The organism is Streptomyces sp. NPDC033165, assembly GCF_055577965.1.
This window is the reverse complement of record NZ_JBVIPK010000005.1, coordinates 159,871-184,581: the sequence shown is the minus strand read 5'-3', so window position 1 is coordinate 184,581 and position 24,711 is coordinate 159,871. Positions and strand designations below refer to the sequence as shown.

20 protein-coding genes, 1 tRNA gene and 1 pseudogene are annotated in these 24,711 nt (G+C 72.1%); 17 read left to right on the top strand and 5 right to left on the bottom strand.

The window, feature by feature from the left end:
• Positions 1 to 2 precede the first annotated feature (2 nt).
• Positions 3 to 2,651, bottom strand: a complete 2,649-nt coding sequence (locus ACZ5WC_RS14540) for an SCO7613 C-terminal domain-containing membrane protein (RefSeq protein ID WP_468541113.1) — start codon at positions 2,649 to 2,651, stop codon at positions 3 to 5.
• A gap of 139 nt (positions 2,652 to 2,790) precedes the next feature.
• On the opposite strand from ACZ5WC_RS14540, the gene ACZ5WC_RS14535 reads away from it, so the two are divergent.
• Positions 2,791 to 2,862, top strand: a tRNA-Val gene (locus ACZ5WC_RS14535).
• Between the two features lie 65 nt (positions 2,863 to 2,927).
• Here ACZ5WC_RS14535 and ACZ5WC_RS14530 read toward each other — a convergent pair.
• Complete coding sequence (locus ACZ5WC_RS14530; RefSeq protein WP_468541112.1) at positions 2,928 to 3,653, bottom strand: exonuclease domain-containing protein; 726 nt, start codon at positions 3,651 to 3,653, stop codon at positions 2,928 to 2,930.
• A 241-nt stretch (positions 3,654 to 3,894) separates the two neighbouring features.
• Between ACZ5WC_RS14530 and ACZ5WC_RS14525 the strand changes: the two genes are divergently transcribed.
• The 3 genes from ACZ5WC_RS14525 to thrS all read left to right on the top strand — a co-directional run bounded on the left by ACZ5WC_RS14525 (position 3,895) and on the right by thrS (position 7,814).
• Positions 3,895 to 4,491 (top strand): DUF4365 domain-containing protein, encoded by a 597-nt coding sequence (locus ACZ5WC_RS14525; RefSeq protein ID WP_311118784.1) that lies wholly within the window; start codon positions 3,895 to 3,897, stop codon positions 4,489 to 4,491.
• 11 nt (positions 4,492 to 4,502) lie between these two features.
• Positions 4,503 to 5,738, top strand: coding sequence for a hypothetical protein (locus ACZ5WC_RS14520; protein WP_468541111.1), 1,236 nt, complete (start codon positions 4,503 to 4,505; stop codon positions 5,736 to 5,738).
• A gap of 99 nt (positions 5,739 to 5,837) precedes the next feature.
• Positions 5,838 to 7,814 (top strand): threonine--tRNA ligase, encoded by a 1,977-nt coding sequence (gene thrS, locus ACZ5WC_RS14515; RefSeq protein ID WP_468541110.1) that lies wholly within the window; start codon positions 5,838 to 5,840, stop codon positions 7,812 to 7,814.
• Between the two features lie 30 nt (positions 7,815 to 7,844).
• Here the strand turns inward: thrS and ACZ5WC_RS14510 are convergent, their stop codons facing one another.
• Complete coding sequence (locus ACZ5WC_RS14510; protein ID WP_468541109.1) at positions 7,845 to 8,522, bottom strand: potassium channel family protein; 678 nt, start codon at positions 8,520 to 8,522, stop codon at positions 7,845 to 7,847.
• A 66-nt stretch (positions 8,523 to 8,588) separates the two neighbouring features.
• Here ACZ5WC_RS14510 and ACZ5WC_RS14505 point away from each other — a divergent pair, with 66 nt between their 5' ends.
• Positions 8,589 to 9,152 (top strand): HIT family protein, encoded by a 564-nt coding sequence (locus tag ACZ5WC_RS14505; protein WP_096632490.1) that lies wholly within the window; start codon positions 8,589 to 8,591, stop codon positions 9,150 to 9,152.
• Between the two features lie 67 nt (positions 9,153 to 9,219).
• Here ACZ5WC_RS14505 and ACZ5WC_RS14500 read toward each other — a convergent pair whose 3' ends face one another.
• Together ACZ5WC_RS14500 and ACZ5WC_RS14495 are read right to left on the bottom strand one after the other, a co-directional pair.
• Positions 9,220 to 10,890 carry a hypothetical protein gene (locus ACZ5WC_RS14500; protein WP_468541108.1) on the bottom strand — a complete coding sequence of 557 codons (1,671 nt, stop codon included), beginning with the start codon at positions 10,888 to 10,890 and terminating at the stop codon, positions 9,220 to 9,222.
• A 153-nt stretch (positions 10,891 to 11,043) separates the two neighbouring features.
• Entirely contained in the window at positions 11,044 to 13,269 is a 2,226-nt protein-coding gene (locus ACZ5WC_RS14495) for an elongation factor G-like protein EF-G2 (RefSeq protein ID WP_468541107.1), read from the bottom strand.
• A 288-nt stretch (positions 13,270 to 13,557) separates the two neighbouring features.
• Here ACZ5WC_RS14495 and pgsA point away from each other — a divergent pair, with 288 nt between their 5' ends.
• From pgsA to secD, 12 genes and pseudogenes are all read left to right on the top strand, one after another.
• Positions 13,558 to 14,268, top strand: a complete 711-nt coding sequence (gene pgsA, locus ACZ5WC_RS14490) for a phosphatidylinositol phosphate synthase (RefSeq protein WP_468541106.1) — start codon at positions 13,558 to 13,560, stop codon at positions 14,266 to 14,268.
• The gene (locus tag ACZ5WC_RS14485) at positions 14,265 to 15,188 is read left to right on the top strand and encodes a phosphatidylinositol mannoside acyltransferase (RefSeq protein WP_468541105.1); all 924 of its coding nucleotides are present in this window, start codon (positions 14,265 to 14,267) and stop codon (positions 15,186 to 15,188) included. Before pgsA ends, ACZ5WC_RS14485 begins: the two co-directional genes overlap by 4 nt.
• Positions 15,185 to 16,345, top strand: coding sequence for a glycosyltransferase family 4 protein (locus tag ACZ5WC_RS14480; protein ID WP_311118775.1), 1,161 nt, complete (start codon positions 15,185 to 15,187; stop codon positions 16,343 to 16,345). The genes ACZ5WC_RS14485 and ACZ5WC_RS14480 overlap by 4 nt, the downstream gene beginning before the upstream one ends.
• 114 nt (positions 16,346 to 16,459) lie before the next feature.
• The gene (locus tag ACZ5WC_RS14475; protein ID WP_311118774.1) at positions 16,460 to 17,005 is read left to right on the top strand and encodes a hypothetical protein; all 546 of its coding nucleotides are present in this window, start codon (positions 16,460 to 16,462) and stop codon (positions 17,003 to 17,005) included.
• A gap of 132 nt (positions 17,006 to 17,137) precedes the next feature.
• The gene (gene pdxS, locus ACZ5WC_RS14470) at positions 17,138 to 18,058 is read left to right on the top strand and encodes a pyridoxal 5'-phosphate synthase lyase subunit PdxS (RefSeq protein ID WP_096632479.1); all 921 of its coding nucleotides are present in this window, start codon (positions 17,138 to 17,140) and stop codon (positions 18,056 to 18,058) included.
• 6 nt (positions 18,059 to 18,064) lie between these two features.
• Complete coding sequence (pdxT, locus tag ACZ5WC_RS14465; RefSeq protein ID WP_468541104.1) at positions 18,065 to 18,658, top strand: pyridoxal 5'-phosphate synthase glutaminase subunit PdxT; 594 nt, start codon at positions 18,065 to 18,067, stop codon at positions 18,656 to 18,658.
• 61 nt (positions 18,659 to 18,719) lie between these two features.
• Entirely contained in the window at positions 18,720 to 19,472 is a 753-nt protein-coding gene (locus tag ACZ5WC_RS14460) for a YebC/PmpR family DNA-binding transcriptional regulator (RefSeq protein ID WP_468541103.1), read from the top strand.
• Between the two features lie 172 nt (positions 19,473 to 19,644).
• Positions 19,645 to 20,235, top strand: a pseudogene (gene ruvC, locus ACZ5WC_RS14455) (crossover junction endodeoxyribonuclease RuvC); the annotation flags it as partial.
• A 164-nt stretch (positions 20,236 to 20,399) separates the two neighbouring features.
• A complete protein-coding gene (ruvA, locus tag ACZ5WC_RS14450) occupies positions 20,400 to 21,026 on the top strand; it encodes a Holliday junction branch migration protein RuvA (protein ID WP_468541102.1) in 627 nt (208 codons plus the stop codon).
• A gap of 30 nt (positions 21,027 to 21,056) precedes the next feature.
• Positions 21,057 to 22,142: a Holliday junction branch migration DNA helicase RuvB gene (gene ruvB / locus ACZ5WC_RS14445; protein ID WP_468541101.1), complete on the top strand. Its 1,086-nt coding sequence runs from the start codon at positions 21,057 to 21,059 to the stop codon at positions 22,140 to 22,142.
• 166 nt (positions 22,143 to 22,308) lie between these two features.
• On the top strand, positions 22,309 to 22,785 hold the full coding sequence (gene yajC / locus ACZ5WC_RS14440) for a preprotein translocase subunit YajC (protein WP_468541100.1): 477 nt from the start codon (positions 22,309 to 22,311) through the stop codon (positions 22,783 to 22,785).
• 150 nt (positions 22,786 to 22,935) lie between these two features.
• Positions 22,936 to 24,711 carry a protein translocase subunit SecD gene (secD, locus tag ACZ5WC_RS14435; protein WP_468541099.1) on the top strand — a complete coding sequence of 592 codons (1,776 nt, stop codon included), beginning with the start codon at positions 22,936 to 22,938 and terminating at the stop codon, positions 24,709 to 24,711.

Below are 24,711 nucleotides of genomic sequence, written 5' to 3'. Positions count from 1 at the left end.
GCTCACCGCATCCGGCCCAGCGCGTCCTTCAGCCGCCTGGCGTCCCGCAGCCGCTGCTCGTACGTCGCTCCCACCACCAGCAACAGCAGCCCGGCCAGGGCCGGCGGCAGCCAGCGGGGCAGCGCCCCGGCGACCTGCACCACGTACGGCGCCAGCTCGTGCAGCCCGTCCAGTGCCAGCACCGCTCCGCCGAGCAGCAGCAGGGCCTGGAGCCGGTACCGCGCACCCAGCAGCGTGATCACCAGGGCCGCCACGCCCAGCACCAGCGGGCGGTGCCAGTCCGGATCGGTCCAGGCCACCGCCAGGCTCGGCAGCAGCGTTGCCGCGAGCCCCGGCCCGTACGCCGTCCACGACGACGCCTCGGGGTCCTTCCGCCGCCGCAGCACGCCCACGACCAGGGCGGGCACGGTCACCGGCAGGGTGTACGCCTCGGGGAACGACACCTCCGAGGCCGCCAGCCGCACCCAGGTGGCCAGCACGAACAGCGCCGCCGCCAGGTACCCGGCCACCGGCCGACGCTCCGGCCGCACCGCCGCACCCGCCGCCAGCACCCCGGACAGGGCCAGCACCAGCGCCAGGAACGGCGCGTCCTCCACCGCGAGCCCGACCGCGACGAGCGCACCCGCCGCCCCCGTCAGCTCCACCGGCAACGCGGCCGGGTGCCGCCGCAGCCGCGCCCCCAGCAGCACCGTCAGCGCGGGCACCAGGAGCAGCAGCGGCGCGGCCTCGTACGGGGCGAGCCCCAGGGACCGGCCCGCGCACCCGGTCAGCACGGTGCCCCCGACCACGGCGGCGACCGCGAGGACCGCCTGAGGCGCCTGTGCGCGCGCCCGGACCGCCGCCCCGGTGAACAGGGCCACCAGCCCGCCGAACACCGCGTAGGTGCCCGCCTCGGACGCCAGCGACAGCAGCCCGACGCTCACGGCTCCGGTGACCGCGCCCACGAGCGCGGTCACCGCCAGCGCCGCCGACCCGCCCCGGCCCCTCGCATCGCTCCCGCCGTTCCCGGAAACCCGGGCGGCCAGTGCGAGCAGCCCGGCCACCAGCAGCGTCTCCCCGGCCACGGCGACCGCGTAGGGCACGTCCAGCACGGCCGCCGCGACCAGCAGCGCACCCCAGCCGAGCGCCAGGGCCGAGGCTCCGGCCGCACCGCGCACCGCCGCACCCGACGGCCGACGGGCGGGGGGCCGGGACACCGCCCCCAGCGGACCCGCGCCCCAACCCCACGCACCGTGAGGCACCGAACCAGGAGCACCCGGAGCGCCTGCCGGGGCCGGGGCACCCGCTGCGCCCTCCGCCCCCGCCGTAGGCGCGACCACCGGCCCCACGGTCTCTGCCACCGCGGCCCACCACCGGTACGCCGCCCCCAGCAGCCCCGCCACCAGGGCCAGCACCACCGGGGACGCGGCCAGCTCCGGCCACCGCAGCGTCGACCCCAGTGCGGCCCGGAAGCCGTCGGGTGTGCCCGCCCAGACGTCCGTCAGCTGCGTGACCGGGCCCAGCAGTACCGTCGCGACCGGCGGCAGCGCCCACACCAGGGCCCCGGCGACCACCGCCCCCGACGCCGCCAGCACCCCGCGCGCCGCGTTCTTCGGCAGCCGGGCCCGTACGACCGCCGTCAGGGCGATGCCGCACAGCAGGTACGGCAGCACACGCCAGCCCTCCGGCGTCAGCGCGGCGGGCACGCCGCCCACCGCCGCCACCGCCGAGAGACCGGCCACCGCGCCGCCCAGCTGCGCGAAGCCGTCGGATGCGCGCCACGCCCCGGCCAGCGCGGCCGCCGCTGCCGCCAGGAGCAGCGCACCCGGGGCGGCGGCCTCCAGCGGCCCGGCGGCGGACGCCGACTCGGCCAGGCCCACCAGCAGGGCCACCAGACCCGTCACCGTGCCGCCCACGCCCGCCGTGATCCGTACCCCGAGACCCTTGCCCCGCAGGGCGATCGCCCCGTCCAGCACCGCCGTCGCGAGCAGCGCCCACCCGAACACGAGTGCCGGGGCCTGTGCCGACCACGCCCAGAACAGAAGCGGCCACTGGGCGAACACCACGGCGGCGGGCAGCGGCAGGTGGAGCGGGCGGAGCGCGAGGCCGTACGCCGTCCACAGCGCCGCCAGCACGGCCGACGCGAGCGCGGTGAAGGCGAGCCCGTCCATGTCCGGGTCCGCCGCCGCGTGGACCGCGTACACGTCCAGCAGCGTCAGCACCAGGGCCAGCGCCACCAGGGCCTCCGCCGTCGCCCCGAGCCCCCGGCGCAGCAGGACCGCCGGGGCGATGAGCGCCCCCGCCGTCACCGCGGCCAGCACGGCCGACCGTCCGCCGATCCCCATCGAGCCCCAGCTCACCAGCGTGAACGCGATCGCCGCGATCGTCAGCAGCAGACCGCCCAGCGTCAGCAGGACGTTCTGCGCGCTGCGCGGCGCGGACGGCTTCGGCGGCACATGACCCCACGCCCGCGCCGGGGCGCCGGGACTGCCGGGAGGCGGCGAGCCCCAGGCGGACGGGTTCCAGCCCGGGGCCGCCGTCGGCGCGGGCGGCCGGAGCGCTGCGAGCAGCCAGGCGCGCCGGGTGAGCAGCTGTGCCCTGCGGGCGTCCAGCTCGGCCAGTTCACGGTCGAGGAGGGCCAGTTCCTCGGCGGGCGGGGGCACATGTTCCATGTACGGGAGTGTGGCCCCGGCCACGCGTCCCGTACATGCGCTCGGATACTCACTTCCCGGTCACAGGGCTCTGAGTAGGGCCCGGCCGGGAGGAGTTTGAAGGAAGCCCGCCGAGCCCTGTATGGTTCAACCCGTTCCCGGGCGATTAGCTCAGTGGGAGAGCGCTTCGTTCACACCGAAGAGGTCACTGGTTCGAACCCAGTATCGCCCACCGGGGAAAGCCGGTCCGCCAGCATCACGCGGACCGGCTTTCGCGTGTCCGGGCCCGTGAGCCCCTCACGCGGCCGCGGGCAGCTCCGGGCGCAGCGGCCATGCCGGGTCCACCGGCTCCGGTGTCCCGCTCTTCGCGAACCACGCCTCCAGGCCGCGCGCCTGGGCCGCATGCCAGGTCGCCTGGAGGGTGTGCAGCTCGGCCGGGGACAGCCGCTCCATCCGGGCGGAGAAGCGCCGGCACACAGCGCGCACCAGCTCCATCGAGGCGGTCGCGTCGGCCGCCGCGTCATGGGCCCCGTCGAGCACCACCTCGTAACTCGCGCAGAGATCCGTGAGCGTACGGCGGCCCTTGCGGTAGCGGTCCAGGTGTTTGTCCAGCACCCGGGGGTCCACCACCCGCATCGGCACCCCGTCCAGATACCCGGCCAGCGACGACGCCCGGTGCCGCTTCAACTCCCGGTCCAGCAGCGTCAGATCGAACGGTGCGTTCATCACGACCAGCGGACGCCCCGTCGCGCAGCTCTCGGCCAGCGCGCGGGCGATCTCGTCCATGACCGGTGCGGGCCAACGTCCGTTGCGCTGAAGGTGGTCGTCGGTCAGACCGTGGATCTCGGTCGCCCCCGCCGGGACCGGAATCCCCGGGTTGACCAGCCAGCGGGTGACGCGGACGCGTCCGCCCGCGGTGTCCTGCGCGACGAGAGCGGCCGAAACGATCCGGTCCTGCTCGACGTCCACGCCTGTCGTCTCCGTGTCAAAAGCGGCCAGCGGCCCTTCGAACCAGTGCATCATCCCCGAACTCCTCGCACCTGCGCGGCAGATGGAGTGATTCCCCTGCCCGATATCGGTGATACCCGGGCTGTTTGCCTGATACGCCGTTTGCGGGGGGTCCGATGCGGTGACAACACAGATGAGACGCCGGGAAGTTGCTTGCGCAGCCCCGTCGGCCCGCCCACCGCATGTCGCCCACACATGTCACCCGCCGGCAGAGCCATCTGCCATCGATCGGCACGCCCGGAAGGCACACGGAGCCATGGCGCTCGCGCAGCCCGACCCTGGGGGGCCCACCCGCGCCGAGGACTTCGGGGCGCGGCTGCCGCAGCAGTTCGACGCACCGCTGCGCGGCTCCCTCGCCACCACCGCCTGCATGGAGACCCTTCAGGTGGGCTATCTGCACGCCGTCGCGGCGGCGGCCGGATGCTCGCTGTCCCAGCCCTTTCCCGACAACGGCATCGACTGGCACGTCAGCCACGGCGCCCCGGCCCACACCGTCGACGACGAAGTGACCATCAAGGTGCAGCTCAAGTGCACCTACCAGATACCGCCGCACCCGGCGGGCGGGGCGTTCTCCTTCACGCTCGACAACGCCCACCTCGTCAAACTCGCCCGCACCCCGGTGTCGGTGCACAAGATCCTGGTCGTGATGCTCGTGCCGCGCAGCCAGGACGACTGGCTCAGCGCCGGGCCCGGCAGCCTCGACCTGCGCCACTGCTGCTACTGGACCAACCTGGCCGGCCACGCGGTGACGGGCCGGTACCGGACCACTGTGCGCATCCCGACCTCGCGGATCTTCGACGACCGCGCACTCTGCGACATCATGGCCCGGGTCGGGGCCGGAGGGAGACCCTGATGCACCGGTCGATGGACGAGCCCACGGGCTGGGCGGGACTGCCCGCCGCCCGGTCGCACCCCACCGTCCGCCCCGGGCCCCCGCTGGTCGCCGGGGCGGAGCCGCCCGACCCCGCCGTGCTCGCCGCCCTCCTACGGCGGCACGGCTGGCAGCGGCGCGGTGGAGCCTCCGGGCGGTACGGCCGCTGGACCCCGCCCGGGCCCTCGGCGGGAGCGACCAGCCTCCTGGTGCCCGAGAGCGCGGCCTTCCCCGACAGCGGTGAGCTGATCGAGGAGGCCCTTCTCGCGCTCGGCCGCAGCGCCGACCCCTCCGCCCGGGACGTCCTGGTCTCCCTCGCCGTGCCCAGCGACGAGATCCGCTGGTGGCGCGAGGTCCCCGAATCGGCCGCCGCCGCTGCCGGGGCCGCGGGGTGGACCGAGGCCGAGGCGCTGCGCTCGGCGGCCCGGCAGCTCCTGCTGGCCGGGGCGCTGGCGGCGCGCGGCCGGGCGGGCTACCACGGGGCGCGGCACCGCAGGAAGGCGCGCGCCGCCCTCGACGACGCGCTCATCGGGCCCGCACCCGGGGGCCGCAGCCTCACGGCGTACGTCCCCGTCGCCACCGGACGCGCCGTCGCCGTCCAGCTCTGCCACGCCCTGCACGCCGCCCGCGAGGCCGTGGACTACCAGCGGGCCACCGGAGGCATGGAGGCCTTCGACAGCGCGGTCGCGGCGGGCGTCAGCCGGGAGCTGACCGAGGCGCTGATCGCCCTGGTGCGCGGCTCGGAGGGGGCCGGGATCGACCTGCGCTGGGCGCCCGCCGCGGGCACCCCGGACGGCTGCCCGGTCCGCCCGGCGCCCGTCGAGTTCTCCCCGGGCGACCTCCCGGCCCTGCGTTCAGCGAGCGCCCGCTACCTCCGCGAGGAACCCGCCGTGCAGGTCCGCCTCACCGGCGCCGTGGTCCGGCTGCGCCGCTCCGGGCCGCGCGGCGCCGGGATCGTACGGCTGCGGGTGCTGGCCGGGGCGGAGGTCGCCCACGTCCGTGTGGAGCTGGACGAGGAGGCGTACCGCATCGCGGGCCACGCCCACCTCGTCGGGCTGCCGCTGCGGGTGGAGGGGCGGCTGGAGCGGCGCGGCGGCTTCCGGCGGCTCACCGGGGCCTCGCAGGTCGCGCCCGTCCAGGTCGACGAGGCGGAGCGGGACCGGCTGATGAAGGCGCTCCAGGAGAACGTCGACCACTTCGAGGAGGCGTGTGCCGGGGAGGAGCCGTAGGGCGTCCCGGAAGCCGTTCGCATCGGGGGCGTACGGCTCGGTACGATTCGTCTTGCCCTGCCATACGACGGCGGGCATCCCCTCAGTCAGGAGAGACCGGTGTCAGACGTCCGTGTGATCATCCAACGCGATTCCGAGCGGGAAGAGCACGCGGTGACGACGGGCACGACCGCCGGTGAGCTCTTCCCCGGTCAGCGCACCGTCGTCGCCGCGCGCATCGGCGGCGAGCTGAAGGACCTCTCCTACGAGCTCCAGGACGGCGAGACCGTCGAGCCCGTGGAGATCTCCTCCGAGGACGGCCTGAACATCCTGCGCCACTCCACCGCGCACGTCATGGCCCAGGCCGTGCAGGAGCTCTTCCCCGAGGCCAAGCTCGGCATCGGCCCGCCGGTCAAGGACGGCTTCTACTACGACTTCGACGTCGAGAAGCCGTTCACGCCCGAGGACCTCAAGGCCATCGAGAAGAAGATGCAGGAGATCCAGAAGCGGGGCCAGAAGTTCTCCCGCCGCGTGGTCTCCGACGAGGCCGCCCGCGAGGAGCTGGCGGGCGAGCCGTACAAGCTGGAGCTCATCGGCATCAAGGGCTCGGCGTCCTCGGACGACGGCGCGGACGTCGAGGTGGGCGGCGGCGAGCTGACCATCTACGACAACCTCGACGCGAAGACCGGCGACCTGTGCTGGAAGGACCTCTGCCGCGGTCCCCACCTGCCCACCACCCGGTTCATCCCGGCGTTCAAGCTGATGCGCAACGCCGCCGCGTACTGGCGCGGCAGCGAGAAGAACCCGATGCTCCAGCGCATCTACGGCACCGCCTGGCCGACCAAGGACGAGCTGAAGGCGCACCTGGAGTTCCTGGAGGAGGCCGCCAAGCGCGACCACCGCAAGCTCGGCAACGAGCTGGACCTCTTCTCCTTCCCCGACGAGATCGGCCCCGGCCTCGCGGTCTTCCACCCCAAGGGCGGCGTCATCCGCCGGGCCATGGAGGACTACTCGCGCCGCCGTCACGAGGAGGAGGGCTACGAGTTCGTCTACAGCCCGCACGCCACCAAGGGCAAGCTCTTCGAGAAGTCCGGCCACCTGGACTGGTACGCCGACGGCATGTACCCGCCCATGCAGCTCGACGACGGGGTGGACTACTACCTCAAGCCGATGAACTGCCCGATGCACAACCTGATCTTCGACGCGCGCGGCCGCTCCTACCGCGAACTGCCGCTGCGCCTCTTCGAGTTCGGCACGGTGTATCGCTACGAGAAGTCGGGCGTCGTGCACGGCCTGACCCGCTCGCGCGGTTTCACGCAGGACGACGCGCACATCTACTGCACCAAGGAGCAGATGGCCGAGGAGCTGGACCGCACGCTCACCTTCGTGCTGAACCTGCTCCGTGACTACGGGCTCACCGACTTCTACCTGGAGCTCTCCACCAAGGACCCGGAGAAGTACGTCGGCTCCGACGAGACCTGGGAGGAGGCCACCGAGACGCTGCGCCAGGTCGCCGAGAAGCAGGGCCTCCCGCTGGTCCCCGACCCGGGCGGCGCCGCGTTCTACGGCCCGAAGATCTCCGTGCAGTGCAAGGACGCCATCGGCCGCACCTGGCAGATGTCGACCGTGCAGCTCGACTTCAACCTTCCGGAGCGCTTCGACCTGGAGTACACCGGCCCCGACGGCTCCAAGCAGCGCCCGGTCATGATCCACCGTGCCCTGTTCGGCTCCATCGAGCGCTTCTTCGCCGTGCTCCTGGAGCACTACGCGGGCGCCTTCCCGGTCTGGCTCGCCCCCGTCCAGGCCGTCGGCATCCCGATCGGCGACGCCCACATCCCCTACCTCCAGGAGTTCGCCGCCAAGGCGCGCAAGCAGGGGCTGCGGGTGGACGTGGACGCCTCCTCGGACCGGATGCAGAAGAAGATCCGCAACCAGCAGAAGAACAAGGTTCCCTTCATGATCATCGCCGGTGACGAGGACATGGCCAACGGTGCCGTCTCCTTCCGCTACCGCGACGGTTCGCAGGAGAACGGCATCCCGGTCGACGAGGCCATCGCCAAGATCGCGAAGGCCGTCGAGGACCGCGTCCAGGTCTGAGCCCTCTCCCGGGTCACGGCCCCCGCGGCGCTACCCGCGCTCCGGGGGCCGTTTCTCGTCCTCCCGCGTGAACACCTGGATCAGCCACGACGAGAACGACCCGGTCACCGCGCCGAGCAGCGCGAGACCGCACGCCATCAGCCCCGCCGCCACCGTCCGGCCCCAGAAGGTGACCGGTGAGGCGTCCCCGTAACCGACCGTCGTGAGCGTCGCGCACGCCCACCACACCGCGTCGCCGAAGGTACGGATGGAGGCGCCGGGGGCCGTGCGCTCCAGGTGGTAGACCGCGAGCGAGGCGGCGAAACCGAGCAGGCCGACGGTGGTACTCGCGTACGCCATCACGCGCGCGTACAGGTTCAGCCGCGGCCGGTCGCGGCGGCGCTGCACCGCCGTATAGACCTGGACCATCCGCAGCGGGCGCAGCAACGGCAGCAGCAGGACCAGGGTGTCCAGCCAGTGAGTGCGGACGAAGCGCGCGCCCAGGCCGCTGAGCCCCAGCCGCGTCACGTAGTCCGCCAGGAACAGCAGCCAGGTCGACCAGACGAGAATCAGGGCGATGCCGTTCCAGGGCTCGGCATCGTGCGGGGTCAGCACCCGGACCGCGTATCCCGCCAGGAAGAGCAGCCCCGCGGCGAAGAGGGGCACCTCCGTACGCTGCTCCCAGCGGGTCAGCCTGGCCGGTGGCCCGGATGCGGGTCGGTCGCTCATCGCCTCAGCATTACGGGCGGCCGTGCGGTGCGCCCCCGGCGACACGCTCCGCACGGGTGACGCAATATGCTGATCGGCATGACGAGTGAGCCGGAGCAGCAGATCGGCGTGGGGACGCCCGACGCATTCCAGCGCCTGTGGACGCCCCATCGGATGGCGTACATCCAGGGCGAGAACAAGCCGAGCGGCCCGGGTGCCGAGGACGGCTGTCCGTTCTGTTCGATCCCGGCGAAATCCGACGAGGACGGCCTCGTCGTGGCGCGCGGCGAGCACGTCTACGCGGTGCTGAACCTGTATCCGTACAACGGCGGCCACCTCATGGTGGTCCCCTACCGTCATGTCGCCGACTACACCGAGCTGGACGGCCCCGAGACCGTCGAGCTGGCGGACTTCACCAAGCGGGCGATGGTCGCGCTGCGCGCGGCCTCCGGGGCGCACGGCTTCAACATCGGCATGAACCAGGGCTCCGTGGCCGGTGCGGGGATCGCCGCCCATCTGCACCAGCACCTGGTGCCGCGCTGGGGCGGCGACACCAACTTCATGCCGGTCATCGGCCACACCAAGGTGCTGCCGCAGCTGCTCGGCGACACCCGGGCGATGCTGGCCGACGCCTGGCCCGCGACCGTCTGAGCGGGCGGTTCCGTAGGTAACGAAGGAAGGCCCCCGCCCCGGCGGGGGCCTTCCTCCGTAGCCGCGCCTAGGCGTCGTAGACGTCGGCCTTGCGCGGGGCCGCGTCCTGGACGAGGCCGCTCAGGATCATCGAGCGGTTGTCGAAGCGCTCGGTGTCCACACCGTTCTCCTCCAGCACCCGCATGGCCGCCGAGTGGACGACCCGCAGCACCGGGGTCGCGGCGCGCATCGCGTCGTCCGCCATGAAGCGGTGGTTCCACGGCTTGGCCGCCCAGGCGTGCCGCAGCCCGAACGGCTCGGGCAGCACTATCTTCCCGCCCAGGTAGTCCAGCAGGGGCGGATACCAGGTGAGGGGGGCCCGCAGCGCGAGCCGGACGACCTCCTTGGCCTCCACCAGCGGCAGCTGGACGTCCCGCGTCTCCCAGAAGCGGACGGTCTTGTTGACCGTCTTCGTCTTGGCCTCCGGCTTGGAGAGGAACAGCCCGTGCACCGGCCCGAGCGCATGGCCGGTGACCTCGATGCGCAGGGTCTCGTGGAGCACGGTGACGGTGATCATCATCGTGATCACCAGCTGCCCGTCCCACAGGGTGAACTGGACTCCCAGATAGTGCCGGTCACCGCTGCCGAACTGCTGGTGGTTGCAGATCCGCTGTATCTCGTGCGGTTTCACCTGGAAGGTGGCGACGTCCTCGCCGTCGGGGCGTGAGACGGCGTCCGCGTTCTCCCCGATCGGAGAGACGATCCAGTGCTTCACGGACGGCTTGGGAAAACCGCCGGTGTTCAGCGGGCCGCGCTCCAGCATCTTCAGCTGGTCGTGGATGATCCGGATCAGGTCCCAGCTGCGGAACTGGTGGATCTCCTTCGTCGGGTCCTTGGGGACCAGCTCCTCGGCCAGCTGCCAGCTGCCCCAGCGGGTGCCCATCCCGAGGACGCCCTTGGGCCCCGCGTAGAAGACGGCGTTGGACTGCTGCTCGGCCGACAGCTTCTCCAGACTCTGGCGCAGCGCCTCACGTGCGGTCTCGTTGGGGTTCTTCGGCACCGCCTCGGGGATCTTCGCGATCACTCCGGTGCCCGACAGCAGCCCGTCCCAGCGGGCCCGCAGATCCTTGGCGGAGGTCTCCGCGATCCGCTTGGCGAGGAGCCAGCCGATCACCGGGGCGACGAGCGCGCCCCGGACGTAGAGCGCGAGCAGCCCGTCCAGGGGGAGCTTGACCATCAGCACCAGCGCGCCGATCCCGCAGGCCGCCAGCAGCACCGTGCCGGCCGCCCGGAACGCCGTGTCCTTGGACTTGTCGAGCGCGTCGCGGACCCGGAAGGCGATCACCCACGCCAGCAGTCCGGGCAGGAAGAGGATGCCGAACACCACGGTCACCAGAGTGAGCCGGGTGTCGCGGGCCTTGCGCAGGTTGTTCGCGGACAGGCAGTGCTCCACCACCGTCTGCGGGTCCGTGCCGAAGGACTGGATGAGCGCCTTACGGGCTCCGCCCAGCATCCGTTCCTGAACGGCGCGGGCGAACGCCTCGCCCAGATTGGGCTTGAAGTAGTCCGACTTGAACAGCTTGGAGGACCCCGGCTTCACCACGGACTTGTGCCACTCGCTGTTGGCGTCGAGGATCTTCTCCACCGGGCTGTCCCGATACGCCGCCGAGGCCAGGGCGTTGGTCGCCACCGACTGGCCGCCGGACCCCTGGATCGGGATCTGGGCCCCGGGTGAGAAGTCGAATCCGTCGTTGGCCACCTGTCGCCCCCACTCGCCGCACCGTCCGCTCCTGCGGGTGTGCCCAACTACCGTACGCGGCATACCTTCTGAGCTGCGCCCACAGCGTATCGTCCGGATCACGGCACCGCCCGTCTCCGGCGGGACCCGGCCGGGTGTGCGACCGTGCGCCGGTCACGCGCCGGGTGTTCCGTCCCGCTGCTCGGTGCGGACCCGGTCGGCCACCTGCGGCGGCATCGCCTCGTGCCGGGCGTAGGCGCGGTCGAAGCGCCCGGTGCCGTGGGACAGGGAGCGCAGGTCCACGGCGTACCGGCCGACCTCGATCTCCGGCACCTCGGCCCGTACGACGGTGCGCCCGCCCGGACTCTGCTCGGTGCCCACGACCCGGCCCCGGCGCCCCGACAGATCGCTCATCACCGGGCCCACGAAGTCGTCCGGGACCAGCACGCTCACCTCGCAGACCGGTTCCAGGAGCTGGATGCGGGCGTCCGCCGCCGCTTCCCGCAGGGCGAGCGCACCGGCGGTCTGGAAGGCGGCGTCCGAGGAGTCCACCGAGTGCGCCTTGCCGTCCAGCAGCGTGATCCGTACGTCGACGAGCGGATGCCCGGCGGCCACCCCCTTCGCGGCCTGGGCCCGTACTCCCTTCTCCACCGACCCGATGAACTGACGCGGCACCGAACCGCCCACCACCCGGTCGACGAACTCGACGCCCGAACCCGGCGGCAGCGGCTCCACCTCGATCTCGCAGATCGCGAACTGCCCGTGCCCGCCCGACTGCTTGACGTGCCGTCCGCGCCCGGTGGCCCGGCCCGCGAACGTCTCGCGCAGCGGCACCCGGTGCGGTTCCGCGTCGACCTGGACGCCGTAGCGCTCGCGCAGCCGTTCCAGGGCGACCTCCTGGTGCGCCTCGCCCAGGCACCACAGGACGACCTGGTGGGTGTCCGGGTTCTGTTCGAGGCGCAGGGTGGGGTCCTCGGCCACCAGCCGGGCCAGCCCCTGCGACAGCTTGTCCTCGTCCGCCTTGCCGTGCGCCCGGACGGCCAGCGGGAGCAGCGGGTCCGGCGTCGACCAGGGCTCGATCAGAACCGGGTCGCCGGCCGGGGAGAGCGTGTCACCGGTCTCCGCCTCACCGAGCCGCGCCACGCACGCCAGGTCGCCCGCGATACACCGGTCCTGGGTGCGTTGCTGGCGGCCGAACGGCGAGGTGAGCGCGCCGAGGCGGATCTCCGCCTCGTGACAGGGGCGCGGCGCGTGCCCCGTCGCGTCGAGGCCGTGGCCGCACAGGTGGACCGGATCGTCGGGGCGCAGGGTGCCGGAGAAGACGCGGACGAGCGAGACACGGCCCACGTACGGGTCCGACGAGGTCTTCACGACCTCGGCGACCAGCGGGCCTTCCGGATCGCAGACCGGCGCGGGCCGGGGCTTGCCCGCCGGGGTCGTGACGACGGGCGGGGTGCGCTCCAGCGGGGTCGGGAAGCCGCGCGTGATCAGCTCCAGCAGCTCCACGGTGCCGATGCCCTGCCGGGCGCCGTCGGCCGCCGGGGCCGCGGTGAGGACGGGGTGGAAGGAGCCCTTGGCGACCGCTCGTTCCAGATCGCCGATCAGCGTCGTCACGTCGATGTCCTCGCCGCCGAGATAGCGCTCCATCAAGGACTCGTCCTCGCTCTCGGCGATGATCCCCTCGATCAGCCGGTCGCGGGCCGCCCGCAGCGGCTCCTCCTGCTCCGGCGCGGGCGGCAGCTCGGCGCGTTCCCCCGAGGAGTAGTCGAGGATCCGCCGGCTCAGCAGCCCCGTGAGCCCGGTCAGCGGGGCGTGCCCGTCGGCGGCCTCGGGCCCCAGCACCGGCAGGTACAGGGGCAGTACGGCATCGGGGTCGTCGCCGCCGAAGATCTCGGAGCAGACCCGGGTCATCCCGTCGAACGAGGTGCGGGCGGTGTCCAGATGCGTGACGACGATCGCGCGCGGCATGCCGACGATCGCGCACTCCTCCCACACGGCCCGGGTGGTCGCGGCCACGGACTCGGCCTCCTGGGCCGCCGAGACGACGAAAAGCGCCGCGTCCGCCGCGCGCAGACCGGCCCGCAGCTCCCCGACGAAGTCCGCGTAACCGGGGGTGTCCAGCAGATTGATCTTGCATCCGTCCCAGGCCACCGGGACCAGCGAGAGCTGCACGGAACGCCGTCGGCGCTGTTCGATCTCGTCGTAGTCGGAGACGGTCGCCCCGTCCTCGACGCGCCCGGCCCGGTTCACGGCGCCCGCCGTCAGGGCCAGCGCCTCGACCAGGGTGGTCTTGCCCGATCCGCTGGGGCCGACCAGCACCACGTTGCGTATCGCGGAGGGGTGGCCGGCCGTCGGTGCTCCTCCGGCGGCTCCGGGGTGTGCGTGTGCCTTGTCGCCCATGATGCGTGCCTCCCGGTCGATGGCGCGGTGCGGGGGAGGGCGACCGCGCGTGGGGCAGCGGTGGTCACGGGCACGGGAAGGCCGCCGCGGCGGCTTCGGCGACGCCCGCGGTCCTTCGAGCTTGGCACCGGGACGCGGCCGCGTCCATACGTCGCGCGTGGTCCCCGTCCCCGCCGCCCTGACACCCCCCGGGCGGGTGCCCGTCCGGTGGACGGCGGCGGTGGTGACTACGATGGGCCAGCCGGTGGCCGTAGGGGCCGCTCGGCCAACCGAACCCTCGGGAAGGCCATGCTGAACAAGTACGCGCGTGCATTCTTCACGCGTGTCCTCACCCCGTTCGCCGCTCTGCTGCTCCGCCTCGGGGTCAGCCCCGACGCGGTCACTCTCATCGGTACGGCCGGAGTGATGGCAGGTGCGCTGGTCTTTTTCCCGATGGGGGAGTTCTTCTGGGGCACGATCGTCATCACGATCTTCGTCTTCTCCGACCTCGTCGACGGCAACATGGCGCGGCAGGCCGGGATCTCCAGCCGGTGGGGCGCGTTCCTCGACTCGACGCTGGACCGGGTCGCCGACGGGGCGATCTTCGCCGGCTTCGCCCTCTGGTACGCGGGCAGCGGTGACGACAACATCCTCTGCGCCGTCGCGATCTTCTGCCTGGCCAGCGGCCAGGTGGTCTCATACACCAAGGCGCGCGGCGAGTCGATCGGCCTGCCGGTCGCGGTCAACGGCCTCGTGGAGCGCGCCGAGCGCCTGGTGATCTCACTGGTCGCGGCAGGTCTCGCCGGACTGCACAAGTTCGGTGTCCCGCACATCGACGTCCTGCTCCCGATCGCCCTGTGGATCGTCGCCGCGGGCAGCCTGGTCACGCTGATCCAGCGCGTGGTGACCGTACGCCGTGAATCGGCGGAGGCGGACGCCGCGGAGGCCGCCGCGGGCCAGTCCGCCGCGGACGCGTCCGCCGTCGGTTCCGCCGACCAGGGGAGCGAGGCCGACCGGTGAGCGGCGGCGCGTCCGGCCTGAAGGGCCGGGTCACCGACGGGCTGTACGGGCTGGGCTGGAGCGCCGTGAAGACGCTGCCCGAGCCCGCGGCGGCGGCCCTCTTCCGCACCATCGCCGACCAGGCGTGGAAGAGGCGCGGCAAGAGCGTGCTGCGGCTTGAGTCGAACCTGGCGCGGGTCGTCCCCGACGCGGGTCCGGAGCGTCTTGCCGAGCTGTCCCGGGCCGGGATGCGCTCCTACATGCGCTACTGGATGGAGTCGTTCCGGCTGCCGACCTGGAGCCCGGAACGGATCAAGGCGAGCATCGACGTCAAGGACGCGCACCTGCTCACCGAAGCCCTGGACGCCGGCAACGGCGTGATCCTCGCCCTGCCGCACCTGGGCAACTGGGACCTCGCCGGAGCCTGGGTCACCACCGACCTGAAGGTCCCCTTCACCACCGTCGCGGAACGGCTCGACCCCGAGTCGCTCTACGACCGCTTCGTCGCCTACCGCGAGGGCCTCGGCATGGAGGTCCTGCCGCACAGCGGCGGGGCGGCCTTCGGGACCCTGGCCCGCCGACTGCGCGCGGGCGGCCTGGTCTGCCTGGTCGCGGACCGGGACCTGTCCGCCTCCGGGGTGGAGGTGTCGTTCTTCGGCGCCACCGCCCGGATGCCCGCCGGACCCGCGCTGCTCGCCCAGCAGACGGGCGCGCTGCTGCTGCCGGTGACCCTCTGGTACGACGGCACACCGGTGATGGGGGCCCGCGTCCACCCGGCGGTCGAGGCGCCGGAGGAAGGCACCCGCGCCGAGAGGACGTCCGTCATGACCCAGGCCCTGGCCGACGTCTACGCCACCGGCATCGCCGAACACCCCGAGGACTGGCACATGCTCCAGAGGCTCTGGCTGGACGACCTGGAACCCCGGGGGGACACCGCGTGAAGATCGGCATCGTCTGCCCGTACTCCTGGGACGTACCGGGCGGTGTGCAGTTCCACATCCGGGACCTCGCCGAACACCTGATCCGGCTCGGCCACGAGGTCTCCGTCCTGGCCCCGGCCGACGACGAGACCCCGCTGCCGCGCTACGTCGTCTCGGCGGGCCGGGCCGTCCCCGTGCCGTACAACGGCTCCGTCGCCCGGCTGAACTTCGGCTTCCTGTCGGCTGCCCGGGTACGGCGCTGGCTGCACGACGGCACGTTCGACGTGATCCACATCCACGAACCGACCTCCCCGTCGCTGGGCCTGCTGGCCTGCTGGGCGGCGCAGGGACCGATCGTGGCCACCTTCCACACCTCCAACCCGCGCTCCCGGGCGATGATCGCCGCCTACCCGATCCTCCAGCCCGCGCTGGAGAAGATCAGCGCCCGGATCGCGGTCAGCGAGTACGCCCGGCGCACCCTGGTCGAGCACCTCGGCGGCGACGCCGTCGTCATCCCGAACGGCGTCGACGTCGGCTTCTTCGCCAAGGCCGAGCCGAAGGCCGAATGGCAGGGGCAGACCCTCGGCTTCATCGGCCGTATCGACGAACCCCGCAAGGGGCTGCCCGTCCTGATGAAGGCGCTGCCCGCGATCCTCGCCGCCCGCCCGGAGACCCGGCTGCTGGTCGCGGGGCGCGGGGACGAGGAGGAGGCGGTGGCATCCCTGCCGAAGGAGCTGCGCGAGCGCGTCGAGTTCCTCGGCATGGTCAGCGACGAGGACAAGGCCCGCCTGCTGCGCAGCGTAGATGTGTACGTGGCCCCCAACACCGGTGGCGAGAGCTTCGGGATCATCCTGGTCGAGGCGCTGTCGGCCGGTGCGCCGGTGCTCGCCAGCGACCTCGACGCGTTCGCCCAGGTGCTGGACCAGGGCGCGGCGGGCGACCTGTTCGCCAACGAGGACGCCGACGCGCTGGCCGCCGCCGCGATCCGGCTGCTGGGCGACCCGGAGCGCCGGGCCGGACTCCGCGAGCGCGGCGAGGCGCATGTGCGGCGCTTCGACTGGGCGACGGTGGGGGCCGACATCCTCGCGGTGTACGAGACGGTGACGGACGGGGCCGCGTCCGTCGCGGCGGACGAACGCTCGGGGCTGCGGGCGCGGTTCGGGCTGGCGCGGGACTGAGGGCGCGGTTCGAGCCGGGCCGCCGGGGCCTGTGCCGGGGCGGGGCTCCGGTGACGGCGGCGTGGGGGCCTCCTGTTGAAGGGGGAGGCCACGGCGGCGGTAGCGTGTGGGCCCGTGACCGTAACCCTCATCTGGATCGTCGTCGCCCTCGTCGCGATCGGCGTGTACCTCAGCTGGACGGCGGGCCGCCTCGACCGCCTGCACTCCCGGATCGACGCCGCCCGCGCCGCCCTCGACGCCCAACTGCTGCGCCGCGCCTCGGTCACCCAGGAGCTGGCCACCTCCGGCGTCCTGGACCCGGCCGCCTCGATCGTCCTGTACGAGGCCGCGCACGCCGCCCGGCAGGCCGAGGAGGACCACCGCGAGGTCGCCGAGAGCGAGCTGAGCACCGCCCTGCGCGCCGTCTTCGGCGAACCGGCCCAGGTGGAGGCGGTGAAGGAGGTCCCCGGCGGCGAGGACGCGGCCGTCGAACTGGCCGCCGCCGTACGCCGTGTCCCCATGGCCCGCCGCTTCCACAACGACTCCGTGCGCGCGGCCCGTGCGCTGCGCCGGCACCGTACGGTCAGACTGTTCCGGCTGGCCGGGCACGCGCCGTTCCCGCTGGCCTTCGAGATGGACGACGCCCCGCCGGTGGCCCTGGCGGACCGCCCCGGTACGTAGGACCGGCCCCGGACCACGCGGGCCCGACTCCAAAACGATCCACGGCCTGCCCATTGGCCCTTGCTGTGGACTGGTCCCGCAGCGTTTGCTCGGCGATGCAGTATCCAGCGTCTTTTCACCGAGTGAGGTCCCGTGTCCACGCTTCCCAGCACCCCGCAGTCCACCGAGTCCCCCGCCACCGGCACCGCGCGCGTCAAGCGCGGCATGGCCGAGCAGCTCAAGGGCGGCGTGATCATGGACGTCGTCGACGCCGAGCAGGCGAAGATCGCCGAGGACGCGGGCGCCGTGGCCGTCATGGCCCTGGAGCGGGTCCCGGCCGACATCCGCAAGGACGGCGGCGTGGCCCGGATGTCCGACCCCAACATGATCGAGGAGATCATCGGGGCCGTCTCCATCCCCGTCATGGCCAAGTCCCGCATCGGCCACTTCGTCGAGGCCCAGGTCCTGCAGTCCCTCGGCGTCGACTACATCGACGAGTCCGAGGTCCTCACTCCGGCCGACGAGGTCAACCACAGCGACAAGTTCGCCTTCACCACCCCCTTCGTGTGCGGCGCCACCAACCTGGGCGAGGCCCTGCGCCGCATCGCCGAGGGCGCGGCCATGATCCGCTCGAAGGGCGAGGCCGGCACCGGCAACGTCGTCGAGGCCGTCCGCCACCTGCGCCAGATCAAGAACGAGATCGCGCGTCTGCGTGGCTTCGACAACAACGAGCTCTACGCCGCCGCCAAGGACCTGCGCGCCCCTTACGAGCTGGTCAAGGAGGTCGCCGAGCTCGGCAAGCTGCCCGTCGTGCTGTTCTCCGCCGGTGGCGTCGCCACCCCGGCCGACGCCGCGCTGATGCGCCAGCTCGGCGCCGAGGGCGTCTTCGTCGGCTCCGGCATCTTCAAGTCCGGCGACCCGGCCAAGCGCGCCGCCGCCATCGTGAAGGCCACCACCTTCTACGACGACCCGAAGGTCATCGCGGACGCCTCCCGCAACCTGGGCGAGGCCATGGTCGGCATCAACTGCGACACGCTGCCCGAGTCCGAGCGCTACGCCAACCGCGGCTGGTAACCACTGATGAGCGACACCCCCCTGATCGGCGTCCTCGCTCTCCAGGGCGACGTACGGGAGCACCTGATCGCCCTGGCCTCGGCGGACGCCGTGGCCAGGCCGGTCCGGCGCCCCGAGGAGCTCGCCGAGGTCGACGGACTGGTCATCCCCGGCGGCGAGTCGACCACCATGTCCAAGCTGGCCGTCCTCTTCGGCATGATGGAGCCCCTGCGCGAGCGGGTCCGGGCCGGGATGCCGGTCTACGGCACCTGCGCCGGGATGATCCTGCTGGCCGAGAAGATCCTGGACCCGCGCTCGGGCCAGGAGACCGTCGGCGGCATCGACATGATCGTGCGGCGCAACGCCTTCGGCCGGCAGAACGAGTCCTTCGAAGCCGCGGTCGAGGTCGCCGGGATCGACGGCGGCCCTGTGGAGGGCGTCTTCATCCGCGCCCCCTGGGTGGAGTCCGTCGGCGCCGAGGCCGAAGTCATCGCCGAACACGGCGGGCACATCGTGGCCGTGCGCCAGCGAAATGTCCTTGCCACGTCGTTCCATCCCGAACTGACCGGCGACCATCGCGTGCACGCTCTGTTCGTGGACATGGTGCGCGCAGTGAACTGAGCGGACCCCGGTAGGATCTCTCGGGTTCGACTCGATTTTGGTGACGCGAAGGAGAAGGCAGATGTCCGGCCACTCTAAATGGGCTACGACGAAGCACAAGAAGGCCGTGATTGACGCCAAGCGCGGCAAGCTCTTCGCGAAGCTGATCAAGAACATCGAGGTCGCGGCGCGCTCCGGCGGCGTGGACCCCGATGGCAACCCGACGCTCGTCGACGCCATCCAGAAGGCGAAGAAGAGCTCCGTCCCGAACAAGAACATCGACTCCGCCGTCAAGCGTGGCGGCGGTCTCGAAGCGGGCGGCGCCGACTACGAGACGATCATGTACGAGGGTTACGGCCCCAACGGTGTCGCGGTGCTCATCGAGTGCCTCACCGACAACCGCAACCGTGCCGCGTCCGACGTACGTGTCGCGATGACCCGGAACGGCGGCTCCATGGCCGACCCGGGCTCCGTCTCGTACCTGTTCAACCGCAAGGGCGTCGTGATCGTGCCCAAGGGCGAGCTGTCCGAGGACGACGTCCTCGGCGCGGTCCTCGACGCGGGCGCCGAGGAGGTCAACGACCTCGGCGAGACCTTCGAGGTGGTCAGCGAGGCCACCGACATGGTCGCGGTGCGCACCGCGCTCCAGGAGGCGGGCATCGACTACGACTCCGCCGAGGCCAACTTCCTGCCGACCATGCAGGTCGAGCTGGACGAAGAGGGCGCGCGCAAGATCTTCAAGCTCATCGACGCGCTGGAGGACAGCGACGACGTGCAGAACGTCTTCGCCAACTTCGACGTGTCCGACGAGGTCATGGAGAAGGTCGACGCCTGACGGCGCGGCCGGTTCAGCCGGCACAGCCGGTACGGCTTGGTTCGACGGGCCGACGGGGCACTCCCCGTCGGCCCGTCGTCTTGTGGTTGCGAGGCTTTGTCAGTGCGAGCCGATAGCCTGCGGGAACAGATGAACGAGCGGGCGCGGCACACGGCGAGGACAGGGGGGCTCCATGCGGGTTCTGGGCATTGACCCGGGGCTGACCCGGTGCGGGGTCGGCGTGGTCGAAGGGGTCGCGGGCCGCCCGCTGACGATGCTCGGCGTCGGCGTCGTGCGCACCTCTTCGGACGCCGAGCTGGGTGACCGGCTCGTCGCCGTGGAGCGCGGCATCGAGCAGTGGCTCGACGAGCACTCCCCGTCCTTCGTCGCCGTGGAGCGCGTCTTCGCCCAGCACAACGTCCGTACGGTGATGGGCACGGCCCAGGCAAGCGCGGTGGCCATGCTCTGCGCCGCCCGGCGCGGCATTCCGGTCGCCCTGCACACGCCCAGCGAGGTCAAGGCGGCCGTCACGGGATCGGGCCGCGCGGAGAAGGCCCAGGTCGGGGCCATGGTGACCCGGCTGCTGAGGCTCGACGCCCCGCCCAGGCCCGCCGACGCCGCGGACGCCCTGGCCCTCGCCATCTGCCACATCTGGCGCGCGCCCGCGCAGAACCGCCTCCAGCAGGCGGTGGCGGCCCACCGCACTCAGGGCGCGCCCGGCGCATCCCGTACACCCGGCACGCCCGGCATACCCCGTACGGCAGGCGCGCCCGGCACGTCTCGCGCGCCCGGCACTTCCCGTACCGCAGGCGCACCGGGAGCACCCCGTACGCCTGGGGCTACCCGTACGGCGGGCGCGGCCGGCACGCCCCCCGCGCCCGGCACCGCCCGTACGACCGGCGCAGCAGACACGCCCCGCACGTCCCGCACGCTGAAAGGCCCCACCGCATGATCGCCTTCGTCTCCGGCCCGGTGGCCGCCCTCGCCCCGACCACGGCCGTCATCGAGGTCGGCGGCATCGGCATGGCCGTCCAGTGCACCCCGCACACCCTCGCCGACCTGCGCATCGGCAAGGAGGCCCGGCTCGCCACCTCCCTCGTCGTCCGGGAGGACTCCCTCACCCTGTACGGCTTCAAGGACGACGACGAGCGGCAGGTTTTCGAACTGCTCCAGACCGCCAGCGGTGTCGGCCCCCGGCTCGCCCAGGCGATGCTGGCCACCCACAGCCCCGACGCCCTGCGCCTCGCCGTGTCCACCGGCGATGAGAAGGCCCTCACCGCCGTCTCAGGCATCGGAAAGAAAGGCGCCCAGAAACTGCTGCTGGAGCTCAAGGACCGGCTCGGCGAACCGGTTGGCGCGCACATCGGCCAGCAGGGCATCGGCACCCCTGTCACCTCCGGCTGGCGCGACCAGCTCCAGGCCGCGCTGATCGGCCTCGGCTACGCGAGCCGCGAGGCCGACGAGGCGGTCAACGCCGTCGCCCCGCAGGCCGAGGCCGCCGTCGCCGAGGGCACCGCACCCCCGGTGCCGCAGCTGCTGAGGGCCGCCCTGCAGACTCTCAACCGCGCACGCTGACCGGCACCGAACCACCGAAGAGGCCCCGAAATGAACTGGGACGAGACCGGACCCGAGACCGATGAGCCCACCGGGCCGGTCTTCGACGACCGGCTGGTCGACGCCGACGCGGACGGCGAGGACACCGCCGTCGAGGCTGCCCTGCGCCCCAAGGACCTGGAGGAGTTCGTCGGCCAGGAGAAGGTTCGCGAGCAGCTCGACCTGGTCCTGAAGGCCGCCCGCGCCCGTGGTGCCACCGCTGACCACGTGCTGCTCTCCGGCGCACCCGGCCTCGGCAAGACCACGCTCTCGATGATCATCGCCGCCGAGATGAACGCCCCGATCCGGATCACCTCGGGCCCCGCCATCCAGCACGCCGGTGACCTCGCGGCGATCCTCTCCTCCCTCCAGGAGGGCGAGGTCCTCTTCCTCGACGAGATCCACCGCATGTCCCGGCCCGCCGAGGAGATGCTCTACATGGCGATGGAGGACTTCCGCGTCGACGTGATCGTCGGCAAGGGCCCCGGCGCCACCGCCATCCCTCTCGAACTGCCGCCGTTCACCCTGGTCGGGGCCACCACCCGGGCCGGACTGCTGCCGCCCCCGCTGCGCGACCGCTTCGGCTTCACCGGCCACATGGAGTTCTACGCCCCCGCCGAGCTGGAGCGCGTCATCCACCGCTCGGCCCGCCTCCTCGACGTCGGCATCGACGTGGAGGGCGCCGCCGAGATCGCCGGACGCTCCCGGGGCACGCCCCGTATCGCCAACCGCCTGCTGCGCCGCGTCCGCGACTACGCGCAGGTCAAGGCGGAGGGCGCGATCGACCGGGAGATCGCCGCGGCGGCCCTGAAGGTGTACGAGGTTGACGCCAGGGGACTCGATCGGCTGGACCGTGCGGTGCTCGGCGCCCTGCTGAAACTCTTCGGCGGCGGCCCCGTCGGCCTGTCCACTCTCGCGGTCGCCGTGGGGGAGGAGCGGGAGACCGTCGAGGAGGTCGCCGAGCCCTTCCTCGTACGGGAAGGACTGCTGGCCAGGACGCCGCGCGGCCGCGTTGCCACCCCGGCGGCCTGGGCGCATCTGGGACTGGTTCCGCCGCAGCACGGCGTAAGGGGACAACCGGGTCTGTTCGGGGCGTGATGCATCACAGGTTCGCCAGTACAGGAACCCGGGTGCCATGCTGGGCGTTGTTCCATCGATGCGGACTCGCTTAGACTCCGCCGATGCCGCCCTTACCGGTCGGTGTACCCACCCCCGTATATACAGGCCGCATTCCAGCGCGGTCGTGCGAAGGAATTCCCGTCCCGTGGATATCTTGACTCTCCTCCCCTTCATCGTGCTCATCGGGGCCATGTTCCTGATGACCCGCTCCGCCAAGAAGAAGCAGGCGGCGGCCGCGCAGATGCGCAACGACATGCAGCCCGGCACCGGCGTCCGGACGATCGGGGGCATGTACGCCACCGTCAAGGAAGTCCACGACGACACCGTCCTCCTTGAGGTCGCCCCCGGCGTGCACGCCATCTACGCGAAGAACGCGGTCGGCGCCGTCCTCGACGACGCGGAGTACAACCGCATCGTCCACGGCGACGACGAGGAGCTGGACGCGGACGGCACGGTCGTTCCCGATGACGCCTCCTCGCTGACCGGTGAGCCGGCCACGGAAGACGCCGAGCCCGCCAGGATCGACCTGGGCAAGGACGACGCCGACGCCGAGAGCGCCGCCAAGGACGTCAAGAACGCCAAGGACGACGGCAAGACCGACGGCGAAGCCGACACCAAGTAGTTCTCACGATCCCGGGGACGTCGTGTGCCCACCGGCGCGCGGCGTCCCCGGGACCGTGGGGTCGTCTGCGGGGGGCAGGCCCCCACAACACTTCGTGGCCGCTCGGGCGCGTACCCGGCGCGGGGCGGTTGGACAGGGAGAAACGAGAAGGTGGCAGCACCCAAGAAGGGCCGAGGGCCGTCCGGCGGTCAGGGGAGGCCGGGGCGTGCCCTGGCTCTGATCCTCATCGCCATGGTCGCGCTCACCGGCGGGATGTTCCTGTCCGGGCACACCACACCCCGGCTGGGCATCGACCTGGCCGGCGGTACGTCGATCACGCTGGAGGCGCAGAACCAGCCCGGCAAGCCGAACGCGATCAACCCGACCAACATGAACACCGCGGTCGGGATCATCGAACGGCGTGTCAACGGGCTGGGCGTCTCCGAGGCCGAGGTCCAGACCCAGGGCGATCGCAACATCATCGTCAACATCCCCAAGGGGACGGACTCCAAGCAGGCCCAGAAGCAGGTCGGCACCACCGCCCAGCTCTACTTCCGGCCTGTTCTGACGGTGCAGGCGAGCGGTCCCGAGCAGCCCACGCCCACCGGCAGCGCCACGCCGAAGCCCGGTGAGTCCGGCACGCCGGACGACAAGGACCAGGGCGCCGACAAGGACAAGGGCGAGGAGGCCACCGGTTCGGAGGCCACCCCCTCGGCGAGTGCCACCACCCAGGGCCGCGCGGTCACCGGTGCCCTGAAGAAGGACCCGACACCCTCCGCCCCGGGCTCCGACGAGCCGAAGCCGTCCGATTCCCCCGAGGCCTCGCCCTCCGTGGACCCGGCGACGGCCAAGCTCCAGGAGGAGTTCGCCAAGCTCGACTGCACCGACCCCGAGCAGCGGACCGAGGCGGGCCAGGACGCCAAGCCCACCGACTCGATCGTCGCCTGCGGCTCGAACGTCCCGGGCAGCTACGAGAAGTACGTGCTCGGCCCCGCCGAGGTCTCCGGCAGCGACGTCGACGACGCCAAGGCCGCCATCGACCAGCAGACCGGCCAGTGGATCGTGTCGATGGAGTTCACCTCCGGCGGCGCCAAGAAGTTCCAGACGATCACCAGCAGGCTCTCGCAGCAGCAGCCGCCGATGAACCAGTTCGCGATCGTCCTGGACGGCGAGGTCGTCTCGGCTCCGTCGGTGCGCACCGCGCTCAGCAAGAACGCCCAGATCTCCGGCAGCTTCGACCAGAAGTCGGCCGAAGAGCTCGGCAACATCCTGTCCTACGGCGCGCTTCCCCTCACCTTCGAGGAAGTCAGCGTCACCACGGTGACCGCGGCTCTCGGCAGCGAGCAGCTCAAGGGCGGCCTGATCGCCGGTGCCATCGGTCTCGCGCTGGTGGTCCTCTACCTCGTCGTCTACTACCGAGGACTCTCGTTCATCGCGCTCCTGAGCCTTCTGGTCTCCGGCGTCCTGACGTACACGATCATGTCCTTGCTGGGCCCGGCCATCGGCTTCGCGCTGAACCTCCCGGCCGTCTGCGGCGCCATCGTCGCCATCGGCATCACAGCGGACTCGTTCATCGTCTACTTCGAACGCGTCAGAGACGAGATCCGCGAGGGACGCACGCTCCGCCCGGCCATCGAGCGGGCCTGGCCGCGCGCCCGGCGCACCATCCTGGTCTCCGACTTCGTGTCGTTCCTGGCCGCCGCGGTGCTCTTCATCGTCACCGTCGGCAAGGTGCAGGGCTTCGCGTTCACGCTCGGCCTGACCACCCTGCTCGACGTCGTCGTGGTGTTCTTCTTCACCAAGCCGCTCATGACGCTCATGGGGCGGACGAAGTTCTTCTCCAAGGGCGGTCCGTGGTCCGGACTGGACCCGAAGCGGCTCGGCGCCCAGCCGCCGCTGCGCCGCTCGCGCCGTGTCAACGCCCCCACCGAACCGAAGGAGGCGTGA

What these genes read in the sequence shown, in the direction of transcription:
- ACZ5WC_RS14520 (WP_468541111.1), top strand. Translation starts at nt 4,503, where the DNA reads ATGGACGAGCCCACGGGCTGGGCGGGACTGCCCGCCGCCCGGTCGCAC.
- ACZ5WC_RS14525 (WP_311118784.1), top strand. Translation starts at nt 3,895, where the DNA reads ATGGCGCTCGCGCAGCCCGACCCTGGGGGGCCCACCCGCGCCGAGGAC.
- ACZ5WC_RS14530 (WP_468541112.1), bottom strand. Translation starts at nt 3,653, where the DNA reads ATGATGCACTGGTTCGAAGGGCCGCTGGCCGCTTTTGACACGGAGACG.
- ACZ5WC_RS14540 (WP_468541113.1), bottom strand. Translation starts at nt 2,651, where the DNA reads ATGGAACATGTGCCCCCGCCCGCCGAGGAACTGGCCCTCCTCGACCGT.
- ACZ5WC_RS14495 (WP_468541107.1), bottom strand. Translation starts at nt 13,269, where the DNA reads ATGGGCGACAAGGCACACGCACACCCCGGAGCCGCCGGAGGAGCACCG.
- ruvA (WP_468541102.1), top strand. Translation starts at nt 20,400, where the DNA reads ATGATCGCCTTCGTCTCCGGCCCGGTGGCCGCCCTCGCCCCGACCACG.
- ACZ5WC_RS14505 (WP_096632490.1), top strand. Translation starts at nt 8,589, where the DNA reads ATGCTGATCGGCATGACGAGTGAGCCGGAGCAGCAGATCGGCGTGGGG.
- pdxT (WP_468541104.1), top strand. Translation starts at nt 18,065, where the DNA reads ATGAGCGACACCCCCCTGATCGGCGTCCTCGCTCTCCAGGGCGACGTA.
- pgsA (WP_468541106.1), top strand. Translation starts at nt 13,558, where the DNA reads ATGCTGAACAAGTACGCGCGTGCATTCTTCACGCGTGTCCTCACCCCG.
- ACZ5WC_RS14460 (WP_468541103.1), top strand. Translation starts at nt 18,720, where the DNA reads ATGTCCGGCCACTCTAAATGGGCTACGACGAAGCACAAGAAGGCCGTG.
- ACZ5WC_RS14510 (WP_468541109.1), bottom strand. Translation starts at nt 8,522, where the DNA reads ATGAGCGACCGACCCGCATCCGGGCCACCGGCCAGGCTGACCCGCTGG.
- ruvB (WP_468541101.1), top strand. Translation starts at nt 21,057, where the DNA reads ATGAACTGGGACGAGACCGGACCCGAGACCGATGAGCCCACCGGGCCG.